Below are 13,134 nucleotides of genomic sequence, written 5' to 3' on the forward strand. Positions count from 1 at the left end.
TCGAGCAGATCCGATATGTCGGCCGCGAGCGATTCGTCCGCAAGCTGACGGGGCGACACGTTGACCGCGACCGGCAGGGGCGTGACCCCTGGCGCTGCCATTCCGCGTTCTGCGTGCAGGCCGCTTTTCGATGCACCTCGCCCCGGTTTGCGTTGCCGGTATAGCGACCGCCATGCGCGAGCAGGAACTATTTCAGCCGCTGCCGTGCGTGCCGCAGATCCGCGCGGGCAGCCGCCTACGCGCGGGCGAGATCCCGGAATACCTCGTCCTCAATGCCGGGCACGGACACGGCAGACAGGTCGCCGGCGCGCAGCGAGCGCGTCAGCTTGATGGCATCACGCCGGTCGGCCTTCACGCGTTCGCCCGGCTGAAGGTGCGCTGACCACAGTCGAAGCCCTTCTGGACGCGCCGACGGTACAGCCCGTAGCCACATGGACCTGCATCGTACACGGTGCCTACGTGTGGCGCCTTGGACCGCAGGCGTGTGCACTAGCGATCGATGTCAGCCCTAGCCGTGCCTGTCCTGCCCAGCAGTTCGACCTCACCCGCGTCGATCGCGTAGGCGACCGTGATCGAGTCTTTGTGAAGACCCAGTCCGATATATACCGTTATATCGTTGTGCATGCTGGCCTCCGTGAAGGAAATCACCGGGGCGCAGCCCAGTCCACACCGTGCGGCTCTGGCAGAGATGCTAACCCGCGTTTGTTTCCCTCGGCGGGCCAGCCCTTGCCTCACCAAAGTCATACTGACTAATCCGCGTTCAATTTCCCCGCGGCGGGCCTGCCACTGCCTTACGTAAAGTCATACTGCCTTTCGCTTGCGTCTGAGCTCCCGCGACATCGAGAAGTTGCTTTTCGAGCGCGGCGTGAGTGTGACCTACGAGACGATCCGATCTTGGTGCGACAATTTCGGCGTGGGCTTTGCTCGCCGGGTGAAAGCGGCGCGACCAGGCCGCCGCCAAATGCCTCTTCAGGCGTGTGCTGCGCTCGATTCCTGTGCCGCGCAGGATCGTCACCGATCAATTGCGCAGCTATCCGGCGGCCAAGGCTGAGATTCCGGAATTGGCGGGCGTGAAGCACGTGTTCGTCAAATCGGTTGCCCGCATCAACTACCGGACTGGGGACAGTCACCAGCCCACCCGCGAACGCGAGCGTTGCATCCCCCAAGGGGACTTCCTGCGGGGCGTGAGCGGCATTCCCGACCCGGGGCGCACGCAGGCATTTCTCTCCTGCTTCGGGCCGATCCGGCAACACTTCGCACTGAAGCGGCATCCGCTACGCGCTTCACTCTATCGCAAACAACTCGCATCCCGGTTCGTTGCTTGGCGCGAATTCGCTGAACTTGCCCAAAATCCGTCCACTGGTTTCTGAACAGCAGCCTCCCCTGCCATCGTTTCGCCTCAAGCCCAGCAACTTGACAATGCCCTCGCAAGCATGCACGTCCCGCCATCACTGGCCTGCCCCGCATTAACGGACTCCATGAGCCGCGCCTCTCCGCGATCGACTCACGGCGCGAACGTCAGGCCGCAGACGGGTCAGATGGCTCGCTATCATCCCCGCTACGATTTCCGCCACCGTCTGCGTGCTCAATGGTTCGTCGCACAGCAATTCGACGGTCGCGTAAATCAGGTCCACCGCGATACGGCCGGCAAGCCGCAACTGCTCGACGTCTACATCCGGAAATGCGGCAGTCATTACGACCGTCTGCTCCCGCGTCACGCGCGAATGAGAATTCAGACGCAGTTCCTGCAATGCCGGTACCGCACGCAGGGCGCGCAGGATCCATACGCCACCAACGGTCTGCTCGGTCACGCCAAAAGTGTCGAGTACCAAACCGCACAGTGCGCGTTCGAGGTCCTGCGTCGAACCTCGAAGCACTTCGAGCGTAACCCACCGGGGAATCAGTTCGTTTTGCCGCTCCATCAATCGCTCCCCCAGTTCGCTTAGCAATGCATACTTGTTGGGGAAGTATCGATAGAGCGCGGGCGGCGTGAGCCCCGCGCGCTCACATACCAGGTTCGTAGACAACCGTTCAATTCCGACATCCGCCAGTGTCTGCGCGGTGACGGCAAGGATGCGCTCATAGGTTTCGGTCGCACGCTGCTGTTCCGGCTGCTTCTTGATCGCGAGCGGTGGCTGTACCCGCTTCGCGGGCTTGGAGGTACGCGCTGTTTTCGTCGCAGTGGCCACTGAAGATCCTTCGCCGGCCGCGACCGCTGCGTACCGGAATGTTGGCGTGGAAAGATAGTGATGATTACATCCGCACGCCGCATCGTCAATGGGCGATTCACTTCCCCATCCTCCGGCGTCGGCGCGAATCGGGCGGATAGCACCGTCCCACGCCGACCATCCCGTCCGTTGAGCCGTAATGCAGATTTTTTTGCCGTTGACATACGATAGTTATAACTATATTGTTGGCAAATCGACTCCCGCGCAGTACCGCGGTCGCACCGGGCCGCACGAGCGCGCGTGGATACATAGGCGTCCTGCGCCGTCAGCTTTGCGACGGTTGCGTCGGCAGCATATCGCACGGCTTCCCCAGTCGAAATGGCTAGATCAAAACAAGTTCGGATAACTTATGTTGCTTGAGATTTCAGACGCCAACGCCGTTTCCGCCGATCGCGTCGTCCTCGCGGTGGATCTCGGCACGTCGGGATGCAAATGCGCACTCGTCAGCCTGGACGGCACCGTACATGCGTGGTCATTCCAGCCGGTCGCACTGCATGTAAACGGCGTATGCGCGGAACAGGAGCCGCTGGACTGGTGGTCCGCCTTTCTGCTCAGTGCCGGCGAGCTGCTCGCGAACAACGGCTCGTTGCGCAGCCGTGTCGAGGCGATCTGCTGCTCGACCCAAGGCGAGGGTACTGTCTGTGTGGACCGTGCTGGTAACGCGATCGGCCGCGCGATGCTATGGCTCGACATGCGCGGCGCCGGTGCGATCGGCCGTCGCGTGAGAGGACGAGGGATCAACATCGCCGGCTACGGGCCGCTGAAGCTTTTGCGATGGATTCGCCGTTCGGGGGGCGCTCCGGCATTGTCCGGCAGAGATTGTGCCGGGCACATGGCATATATTCGCGAACATGAGCCGGAGATCTACGACCGCACATACAAGTTCCTCAACGTGCTGGACTACATGAACCTGCGCATGACGGGGCGTTACTGTGCGACGCGCGACTCAATGCTGACTGCATGGGTCACGGACAATCGCGATCCGCTGAGAATCCGCTACGACGCCGGCTTGCTGCGGATGCTCGGGATAGACAGCGAAAAGCTGCCTGAGATCGTGCCGTCGACCGAAATCTTGGGCACCGTGTTGCCTGAACTCGCGTCGACGCTCGGGCTCTCGCCCAAAACGCTGGTCATCGCCGGATCGGTCGACAATTCGGCCGTTGCAGTAGGCGCCGCCGTGAGCGATCAGGTCCCGCACCTTTACCTCGGTACGTCCTCATGGCTCGGTGCCCATGTCGGCAAGATGAAGACGGACGTGCGCAGCAGGATCGCCGCAGTGCCTTGCGCGGTGGAGGGCCGCTATCTGGCGATGGCGCTTCAGTCGACCGCCGGCGCCAACCTGTCGTTTCTGCGCGACCGCATCCTGTATCACCCGGACGAACTGCTAAGCGACGAGGAGCAGCCGGACGTGTATGCGCTGCTGGATGTCATCGCCGCGCGTGTGCCGGCCGGCGCCCGCGGATTGATTTATACGCCCTGGCTGTTCGGCGAGCGCAGCCCTGTCGAAGACCCGACCCTTCGCGCCGCGCTCATAAACCTGTCGCTTGAGCATTCGCGGGAAGACATCATTCGAGCCTTCCTCGAAGGCGTTGCGCTCAACACGCGCTGGATGCTGGAGCCGTTCACCCGTTTTGTCGGCGCTCCGCCGCCGGCGATCACGGCGGTCGGCGGCGGCGCGCAGTCCGACGTGTGGTGCCAGATCATGGCGGACGCAACCGGGCATCCGATCTGGCAGCCACGCAATCCGATCCAGACCAATGCGATCGGGTCGGCATTCATTGCAGGCGTCGGCATCGGTGCGTTGCGTTTTGCCGATCTGCACGGCCTCCAGGGTCCGCGCCGCATCTACGAGCCGCGGCAGCAGAACAGGCAGGTCTACGACGACCACTTCGAAACCTTCAAGGAAATCAGGCAACGGTTATCGCCGCTTTATCGACGTCTTAACGGCACTCAGGAGACCACAGCATGAAAACGGACACGCTCGCGCCACGTCTGCAGGTAGTCGATCTATGTCTGGAGCTGTCCCGACGCGGATACTTTTCCGGAACCGGCGGCAACCTCGCGCTGCGCATCGACTCGCAACACTTTGCCGTCACGCCGTCGGCGACCGACTATCACACGATGACGCCCGACAACGTCAGTGTACTGCGGCTCAGCGATCTCACACAGATTCAGGGTGACCGCGCGCCTTCGGTCGAAAGCAGCCTGCACGCGCGCGTGCTGCGCGCGCGCAGCGACGTCGGCTGCAGTATCCACACACACCAGCCGATTGCCAGTGCGTGTGCGTTGCACGGGCGCTCGATCCCGGTCCCCGGCGGCACCATGCGCGCCGCGCTCGGTTCCAACATCCCCGTAGTGGGCTATGCGCCGTCCGGCAGCGGATGGCTGGCGGCGAAATTCGCCCGGAAGCTGCGGCCCCATATCAACGCATACCTGATGTTCAACCACGGTGCTCTCTGCTGTGGCACCAGCATCGACGACGCGCTACTTCATGTCGAATTGCTCGAAAGGCTGGCGCGCCAGCGCCTGCGCGAACAGATCGCGGCGCGTGCCGCGTCGACTCCCCGACTGCGGCCCGCACTGAGCCGCGTCCTTGCCACTCTTGATGCCTGATCCGTCATAGGACTCCCCCATGTCATCGCTATTCATCGAAAGTCGTCGCGAACAGGACGGCGCCGCCGCCACGCCCACCACCCGCTCCGCCATCTCCGAGTGGCCGGACGTCGGGGCGCTGTATCCGCGCTTCGACGCGCTCGTCAAACAACCGATGCGGCCGATCCGGCGCGATCGGATGCCGCAGGTCATGCGTTATTTCGAAGAGCGTTGTACCGGCTCGCGGCGGATGGCCGAAGAAGCCCGCAGCGTCATTCCCGGCGGCGTGCAGCACAATCTCGCGTTCAATCATCCTTTCCCGCTCGCGATCAGTAGCGCTCAGGGCGCACACCTGACCGACGTGGACGGCAACCGCTATATCGACTTCCTGCAAGCTGGCGGGCCGACGCTTCTGGGCTCCAGTCATCCCGCGATACGCAGCAAGGTCGACGAAGTGCTGGACCAGTGCGGCCCGGTCACCGGACTGCTGCACGAATACGAGGTCAAGCTGGCCGAGCTCGTATGCCGGTCGATGCCGGCCGTCGACATGGTCCGCCTGCTGGGCTCGGGCACCGAGGCTGTCATGGGCGCGATCAGACTGGCGCGCGCGTACACGAAACGAAAGTGGGTCATCAAGGTGGGCGGCGCCTATCACGGCTGGAGCGATCAGGTCGTATACGGCATGCGTTTGCCTGGCACCGGGCGGATGGAGGCAATCGGCATCCCGCGCAGCGCGACCGGCTATACGCAGGAATGCTATCCGAACGATCTCGACGCGCTGCGGCGCAAGCTGCAGATCAACCGCTTGCGCGGCGGAACCGCCGCCATCATGGTCGAGCCGCTCGGTCCCGAGAGCGGTACACGGCCGGTTCATCGCGATTACAACCGGCAGGTTCGCGCGCTCTGCGACGAATTCGGCGCGCTGCTGATTTTCGACGAAGTGGTGACCGGCTTCCGTCTCGGTCCCGGCGGCGCGCAGGGCTATTTCGATATCAAGCCGGACATCACAGTGCTCGGCAAATGCCTGACCGGCGGCTACCCGATGGCAGGTGCGATAGGCGGGCGGCGCGACGTCATGATGATGCTCGTGGGCGGCATCGGCACCACGTCGAAGCGGGCGTTTGTCGGCGGCACGCTGTCGGCCAATCCGCTTTCCTGTGTGGCGGGCTACTACGCGCTACTCGAGGCCGAGCGGGTGGACGCGGCCGGCAAGGCAGGGCGCGCCGGAGACAGGCTGCGCCGGGGGCTCGAGGAAATTATCGACCGGCTCGGCTTGCCCTATGTCGTCTACAACATGGGATCGATCGTCCACTTGCAGACGTCCGGCGTGCTGCTTCTCGACACCAGCAGTCTGCTCAAGCTACTGCGTGTGAAGGAAGAAGCGAAGGGCCGAAAGCACATGATGGAAGAGATGGGCGCCGCCTATACCGCGCACGGCCTGATCACGCTGGCCGGAAGCCGGATTTACACGAGCCTCGCCGATACCGACGACGTGATCGACGATGCACTCAATCGCTTCGAAGACGTTTTCAGACTGGTGTAACGCGATGGATACACATGACTCACTAATCGCCCAGTGGCTCGATATCAAGGCCCGGCTATACGACAAGCAGCTTCTCCGGCACCGCGAGCAGGACGGTCCGGCGCCGAGCGTGTCGGTTCGCTGTCCCGGCACGCGCAGCATGCTTTTCAGCAACGTGCCGGACACTGCGGCACGGCGGCTGTCGATCGATGCTCCCGACCACGGGGCTAACCGCGCCGACGACATCGCGGACGTCCATGCCGCAATCTATCGGCTGCGCAACGACATCGGCGCAATCGCGTACGGCGGGGGGCGCTACGGAAGCTGCCTCGCCGACTTCTCCGGTGCGATCCCAATCCTGTTCGACGAGCAGGCGCGGCATCTGGGACGAATGGGCGCTGCGGTGGACCACGTCGACCAGTTAGCGCATTCGCTGTCACGGGGAGGAAATTCCGTGTTGTTCAGGGGCGAACCGGTGTGTTTCGGTACGACCTGCCAGCGTATGGCGCTCAATGCCGAACTGTTCGAAAAATGTGCGGAAGCCTACGTGCTCGCCGCGGCGGCAGGCAGCCGCATGACGCTGCTGCCGTGGCTCGTCCGCTTCGTCGCCAATCGGCGCTTGCGCAAAGACCAGCAACGCGCGACCGAATCGTTCGCGGCCGGCATGCTGCCGCCGGAGAGCCGCGGTTACTGATCGTAGCCGCAGCAGCCAATTGACCTACCGGGCGGACACGCACGGACACCACGACCGACCGTGCGCCGCCACTCCTCGATCCTCATCACGCGCCCATGGAATATCTGAACGCTCATGACCCCGATCCGGCTGTTGTCGAACAGCGCTTCCACGCGCAAGGGCCGGTCGCGCTGAAGTTGCGGCAGTCCACCGCGCGCGACCGGATCGGCAAACTTCGACGACTGCGCACCGCGCTGCTGCAGCGGCGCCCGGCATTTCATCGCGCGTTCGCCCTCGACTTTCGCAAGCCGGTCGCCGAAATCGAGCTGACTGAATTCCTGCCAGTCATCGACGAGATACGCCACGCGATCCAGGATCTGCGGAAATGGATGCGCCCGGTCCGCGTATCGCCCACGCTCACCACGTTGGGCACCGCGGCGCGAATCGTCTATCAGCCGCGGGGCCGCTGCCTGATCATCAGTCCATGGAACTACCCGGTCAACACGCTGATCGGCCCACTGATCTCCGCGATCGCCGCCGGCAACACGGCAATCATCAAGCCGTCGGAACTCACGCCGCATGTCAATGAGGTGATTGAGGACCTTATCGGTGACGTTTTCGCTCCCAACGAGGTCGCACTGATTCAAGGCGGGGTGAAGACCGCGCAGGCTTTGCTGGGCTTGCCTTTCGACCACATTTTTTTCACCGGTTCTCCGACGGTGGGGAAGATAGTCATGGCGGCGGCCGCGCAGCATCTGAGTTCCGTCACGCTGGAGCTCGGCGGCAAATCGCCCGTCATTGTCGACGAAACCGCAGACGTCAAGCGCGCGGCGGAAACAACGATATGGGCGAAACTTGTCAATGCCGGGCAGACGTGCATTGCGCCGGACTATCTGCTCGTCCATCGCAGCGTGCGCGACCGCTTTGTCGAGCAATGCAGAAAGACAATCGAAAACCGTTTCGGTGCGACGGACGAACAGGTCGCGGCGACCCCGGATCTCGCAAGAATCATCTCGACCGACCACACCGAGCGCATCGCAGCGCTGGTCGACGATGCGCTCGCCACCGGCGCACAACTGTGGTCGGGCGGTTCCTACAGCAGCGCGGACCGCTACGTCGCGCCTACACTGCTCGGCGACGTCGCGCCGCACGCCCGCATCTGCGAAGAGGAAATCTTCGGTCCGATACTGCCCATCGTCGAGTTCGATACGATCGACGAAGCGATCTCCCATATCAACGCCCGGCCCAAGCCGCTCGCGCTATATGTATGGAGCCGGCGCAGCGCCACGATAGACCGTCTTCTGCAGCAGACGAGCTCGGGTGGGGCATGTGTGAACCACTGTCTGCAGCACTATGCGCATAGCAGGCTGCCGTTCGGTGGCGTCGGCCAGGCGGGCATCGGCAACGCCCACGGCTTCTTTGGGTTCAAGGCGTTTTCCCATGAACGGGCACTACTGACCGGCCGCAGGTTCCTGATGGCCAGACTGTTCTTCCCCCCATATACCCAGCTGAAGACTCGGCTCGTGCAGCGCGTTGTCGATATCCTCGCGAAGGTCTGATGGCGGCCCGCAAAGCAACGTTTTGCCATTCACCGCGGCCGTCGTCGCTTTCGGCAGGGGACGTGTTGCGTCCGGCAGGACGACGACGGATAGAAGCGGGAAGCCGGTGCCGAACCCGATTCCTGCCCTCTTCGAATCACGTGTTCCCTTCGCCATCGCCGCGAACTCATCGAGCACTTCCTCTAGTCGACCCGCCAGTCCGCTTCCCGACCGCAAGCGCACGCGGTGCTTCAGGCACGGGCTCCAGGCTCTGCGGACGATGGGCATGGCGACGGGTTATCCCCAATCAGAAAATGCTTGAATCACAAATTTGACACCTATACGATAGCCTTAACTACCGTGTTGTTGGGCGATTGTCCTGACCGGGCTGAGCGCCTGTCGCAAGTGGTATCCGCGCACACGAAACGTTAGCTGCAGTTGAAAAAACGGGGCCCGGAGATTTCATCTTCCCGGTCGCATGAACATTTAATTCATTTAGGATGCCAATATGTCTCGCGCACGCTTTATCCGCTGTCTCATTCCGCTAGTCGCCACAACGACGTTGACGCTGGCTCATGCGTCGGGCCCTGACGAGGCCAAAGGCCTGTGGCGCTCCGCGGATGGTAATGCGGTGATCGAGTTCAAGCCATGCGCCGATGAAGCGTCGTCGCTCTGCGGCACAGTCGTCTGGGACAAGGACGCCGGCACGAGCGCCGATACGTGCGGCGTGCGCATCGCGAAGCTCAAGCACTACGACGACGATGCGTGGCGCGACGGATGGGTCTACGACCCGCGCACGAAAAAGCGCTACAAGGGCGCGGTTCGAGTCAATGGCTCAGGTCTGGCCGTTCGCGCCTTCATCGGCACGGAAATACTGGGCGAGACCGAGCAGTTGACACGCGAGCAGTCGCTGCCTGCGTCGCCTACCTGCAAGAACTAGCCTTGTCGCCTGGGATAACACAATGACCACACCACGGCCTGTCTGGCTCGTCTTCCTCGTTGCACTCGTCCTGTGCCGCCCTGTGTACGCCGACGATCAGGACGTCGCCACCTATTCGATCACCCCGCGGGCCAGCCTGATGTCGGATATCCGCACTCGGGGTGTTTCCGACTCGCTGAACGGTCCCGGTGTCAAGCTGGGGATCGAAGCGGCCCATGAGAGCGGCCTCGTCGCGATCGCCGAAATCAACAACGTCAGCCGCACGGAGTTCACCAACGGCAACGGCACGGCTATCACGCTCGCCGGCGGCTGGCGCTTCGGCAACCCGGACAAATTGCACTTCGGCATCGGCCTCGCAACCGAGCTTTTCCCAGGGGCGAATTTCGATGCACCGCAGGCTTTCGATTTCACGACCTTCACGCCCACCAACGTCACCGGCACTAACTACAATACCGACTATGCGGTATTGGAACTCGGCTACGACCGGCTCGAAGGCCGCGTGATCAGCGTGATATCGAAAACGTACCGTGGCGCGAATACGGGCGGCGTGTGCGGTGCGATGCTGCAGTTCTCATCCGACCCCACCAAAGCGCTCGAATGCTATGCAAGAGGCGACCATGGTTCGCGTGGCAGCTTGCTGCTGGACCTCGACTACAAGTATTCGATACGCAGCGATACCACGCTGGAACTGCATACTGGCTATCAGAAAGTCGCGAACTTCCCGGAGGCCGACAGCTTCGATTACCGGATCGGGCTCAATCACGTCAGATGGGGGTTCGAGTGGTCGCTCGCATGGGTAGGCGTCCACGTCAGGGCGCACGAGCTCTATGTGGCGCAGGATGGCGGATCGGTCAAGGCGACGGACAAGCCAACCTTCGTCGTGTCGGTCTCGCACAGGTTCTGAAAGACGGTTTGCCCAAGCCGGCTGAGCGTCGTCAGCCGGATTATTCGTACCCCCTGGTTCGACAGTTGAGAGAGATAGCCATGGCAGTTGTTCACTCCACCCGCGTCACTCGCTCGCAGCTCATTGCCGCGCTGACGACGGGATCGATCGCGCTGCTGATGATCGGCCTTCAGCCGATCCTGCTCGGCGAGATGGTCGATACACACCACGCGTCGCTCGAGGGTGTCGGCGTCATCGCGATGAGCGAGATCGTCGCGCTCGGCCTTGGCATCGTGCTTGGCGACGTGCTACTGCCGGTCGGCAGGCTGCGCAGCGTCACTCTGTTTGCGGCTGCACTGGTCGCGGGCCTCGACGTGCTGACCGCACGCCTGACGGGAGATGTGTCGCTCGCCGCGATTCGCGCCACTGCAGGTCTTGGCGAAGGCGTACTGATGTGGGTGACGACCTGCGTGATCATTCGTTCTCCGACCGCCGACCGGCTGTCAGGCATCTTTCTTACTGTCCAGACGCTCGCCCAAGCCGGGGTCGCCGCCATGTTCGCGCGCGCGGTGATCCCCCATGCGAGCTGGCAAGGCGGCTTCGAAGTACTGGCCATGCTGTCGCTCCTTGCCTGCGCGCTATCGCCACGACTGCCTGCTACGCTTACGCCGCGTTCGCACGCGGCAAGCAAACCTTTCGCGTGGTCCGTCACGTCTGCGATGCCGCTGTTGATCGCATTCGTCCAGATGGCGGCGCTCGGTTCGTTATGGGCCTATCTCGAGCCGATCGGGCGCCAGGCTGGCCTTACCGCGCAAGATGCCCAGACAGCGATCTCCGCAGTCCTCTTCATGCAGGTGGCCGGCGGCGTCGTGGCGGCTGGGGCAGTCAGACACGTCGATAACACGGTAACCCTGATCACCGGTGCGGTGGTGCTCACGCTGATCTCCACCGGAATACTGGTGCTGCCGGGCGGACACGTTGCCGTTTTTCTGACGCTGTGCGCGGTGTTCGGCTTCGCGTGGCTGTTTCTGATGCCGTTTCACATCGGTCTCGCTTTGAGGCTTGATCCGAGCGGGAGCGTTGCCGTGCTAGTGCCCGGCTTTCAGCTTCTCGGTACCGCTTTCGGACCGCTTGTCTCTTCGCTTGTCGTTCGGGGTGAAGACGCCGGGCGCGTCCCTTTCGTCACACTCGGCTTCGCGGTCAGCGCGATCGTCGTCGCGACCGCAGGGCAACTCCTTTACCGGCGCGCAGGACACCCACCCCACACATTCGGAAAATCAAACGCACACTGAACAGGGGCGAACGACACGTCATGGAGCAGCCGGTACTGGTGACAAGTGAGAGCGGCCTCGCTGCGCGCCATCTCGTCGGACAGTTATTCGAGCGTGGCAGAATCGGCCATACGAATGTCCACAGCGTCGCTCATGAAACGTATGTGGTACACCTACTCGCGCATACAATCAGTTCAGGGGCCTGGTTCCAGAAACGGTTCGATGTCACCCTGCTTGAAGGTGAGGTATGCCACCTGTTGCTCAAGGGCATGGCCGACAAGCAGATCGCCGTCCTGCTGAACATAAAATCTACGGGACCGCGCAAACACGTCGGCAACGTCGTGGAAGAGCTCGCGGTCGATTCCCGCTGGGCCATTGGACTTGCAGTTCTCAATGCAAGTCACAAGGCCAGCGGCAGCCAGGGAATGTCGTCCGGCAGCCGAAAGGCTCACCTCTCGGGTCCACACCGTTCGACAGGCTCCCCAACGTACTAAAAAATGCCGTGCGCGGCTAGGACTAGCCATTTTGTCTACATACCTTCTGCCGCTATTACCTGTGTAGCGGCAGTCCTTTGGGGAACAAATCCGTATTTGACATTTCGGATAAGCCGGCTAATTGGACGAACCGTCGCGATCGCAATCTCGCCCGTTTTATTACCAACTTATCGAAAGGAAACGATGTGAACCAGTTTGTCCATTCAGTCAAGCTCAAGATAATTCTGGCGTTCGGAGCCTGCATTGCGCTCATGATAGCCATTGGGCTATTTGGTGCAGCCGGGCTGTACCGACTGAACTCGAATATGAACAAAGCCTATTTCGACAACACAGTTGCGATTGGGCAACTTTCCGACGTACGAGCGGCACAACTCAATATCCGGGTCAAACTCAGGCGCATACAGTTGACGAGAGCTGCAGACGACATATCGAAGACACTTCCCGGAATTGAAGCGAATCTGGCAACCATGAGCAAAGCGTGGTCTGACTACTATCCTGCCGGAATATCCAGTGATAAGGAGCGTCAGATTGCAGATAGAATTGCCCCGATCATCAATAAATTCACATCGAACACCAGCGACGTAATCACGTTACTCGAAGCAGGCAACTTCGACGCGGCAACTGAACTGAGCACCAGAGCGGCAGCTCTCGCCGACTCATTGACACAGGCGCTCAACGATGACGCCACGCTGAACATGGCCCAGGCCAAACTGTCTGCCGACGACAGCAACGCTACCTTCCGCACCCTCCTCTGGATTGTTGTCGCCCTCGTGGGCGTCGGTGTCATTATCGCGACCGGCGTAACAGCCTATCTTTTGCGGGCGATTTCGGCACCACTGAGCGAAGCGGTCATTGTCGCCAATCATATCGCTAGCGGCAGGCTGGAGAACGATATCCAGATCACGTCGCGAGACGAGTTCGGCCAGCTTCTCGAAGCGCTGAAGAGAATGGATCAGCAGCTTAGCAATACGATTCGCGGAATCAAGGGGTCCA

The 13,134-nt window shown here is 61.9% G+C and carries 11 protein-coding genes and 2 pseudogenes; 11 read left to right on the top strand and 2 right to left on the bottom strand.

Annotated features, from left to right (window positions below; all coding sequences use genetic code 11):
• Nucleotides 1-124: 124 nt before the first annotated feature.
• Nucleotides 125-624 (bottom strand): annotated as a pseudogene (locus FSO04_RS48080) (IS110 family transposase); the annotation flags it as partial.
• Nucleotides 625-811: 187 nt separating this feature from the next.
• Here FSO04_RS48080 and FSO04_RS42950 point away from each other — a divergent pair.
• Nucleotides 812-1,370 (top strand): annotated as a pseudogene (locus tag FSO04_RS42950) (DDE-type integrase/transposase/recombinase); the annotation flags it as partial.
• A gap of 96 nt (nt 1,371-1,466) precedes the next feature.
• On the opposite strand, the gene FSO04_RS42955 reads toward FSO04_RS42950, so the two are convergent.
• Complete coding sequence (locus FSO04_RS42955; RefSeq protein WP_168436019.1) at nt 1,467-2,189, bottom strand: TetR/AcrR family transcriptional regulator; 723 nt, start codon at nt 2,187-2,189, stop codon at nt 1,467-1,469.
• Nucleotides 2,190-2,577: 388 nt separating this feature from the next.
• Between FSO04_RS42955 and FSO04_RS42960 the strand changes: the two genes are divergently transcribed.
• The 10 genes from FSO04_RS42960 to FSO04_RS43005 all read left to right on the top strand — a co-directional run.
• Nucleotides 2,578-4,197 carry a xylulokinase gene (locus tag FSO04_RS42960; RefSeq protein WP_154567421.1) on the top strand — a complete coding sequence of 540 codons (1,620 nt, stop codon included), beginning with the start codon at nt 2,578-2,580 and terminating at the stop codon, nt 4,195-4,197.
• Nucleotides 4,194-4,841 (top strand): class II aldolase/adducin family protein, encoded by a 648-nt coding sequence (locus tag FSO04_RS42965; protein WP_154567422.1) that lies wholly within the window; start codon nt 4,194-4,196, stop codon nt 4,839-4,841. Before FSO04_RS42960 ends, FSO04_RS42965 begins: the two co-directional genes overlap by 4 nt.
• Before the next feature lie 19 nt (nt 4,842-4,860).
• On the top strand, nt 4,861-6,363 hold the full coding sequence (locus FSO04_RS42970; protein WP_154567423.1) for an aspartate aminotransferase family protein: 1,503 nt from the start codon (nt 4,861-4,863) through the stop codon (nt 6,361-6,363).
• A 4-nt stretch (nt 6,364-6,367) separates the two neighbouring features.
• The gene (locus tag FSO04_RS42975; protein WP_154567424.1) at nt 6,368-7,036 is read left to right on the top strand and encodes a hypothetical protein; all 669 of its coding nucleotides are present in this window, start codon (nt 6,368-6,370) and stop codon (nt 7,034-7,036) included.
• A gap of 95 nt (nt 7,037-7,131) precedes the next feature.
• The gene (locus tag FSO04_RS42980; protein WP_154567425.1) at nt 7,132-8,574 is read left to right on the top strand and encodes an aldehyde dehydrogenase family protein; all 1,443 of its coding nucleotides are present in this window, start codon (nt 7,132-7,134) and stop codon (nt 8,572-8,574) included.
• A 487-nt stretch (nt 8,575-9,061) separates the two neighbouring features.
• Complete coding sequence (locus tag FSO04_RS42985; RefSeq protein ID WP_154567426.1) at nt 9,062-9,493, top strand: DUF2147 domain-containing protein; 432 nt, start codon at nt 9,062-9,064, stop codon at nt 9,491-9,493.
• A gap of 22 nt (nt 9,494-9,515) precedes the next feature.
• Nucleotides 9,516-10,397: a TorF family putative porin gene (locus FSO04_RS42990; RefSeq protein WP_154567427.1), complete on the top strand. Its 882-nt coding sequence runs from the start codon at nt 9,516-9,518 to the stop codon at nt 10,395-10,397.
• An 80-nt stretch (nt 10,398-10,477) separates the two neighbouring features.
• A complete protein-coding gene (locus tag FSO04_RS42995) occupies nt 10,478-11,668 on the top strand; it encodes an MFS transporter (RefSeq protein WP_154567428.1) in 1,191 nt (396 codons plus the stop codon).
• 20 nt (nt 11,669-11,688) lie between these two features.
• Nucleotides 11,689-12,141, top strand: a complete 453-nt coding sequence (locus tag FSO04_RS43000) for a helix-turn-helix domain-containing protein (RefSeq protein WP_154567429.1) — start codon at nt 11,689-11,691, stop codon at nt 12,139-12,141.
• 185 nt (nt 12,142-12,326) lie between these two features.
• The coding region (locus FSO04_RS43005; protein ID WP_154567430.1) for an MCP four helix bundle domain-containing protein at nt 12,327-13,134 on the top strand (808 nt) is incomplete at its 3' end.

It is taken from the genome of Paraburkholderia madseniana (genome assembly GCF_009690905.1).
Classification (GTDB): Bacteria; Pseudomonadota; Gammaproteobacteria; order Burkholderiales; family Burkholderiaceae; genus Paraburkholderia; species Paraburkholderia madseniana.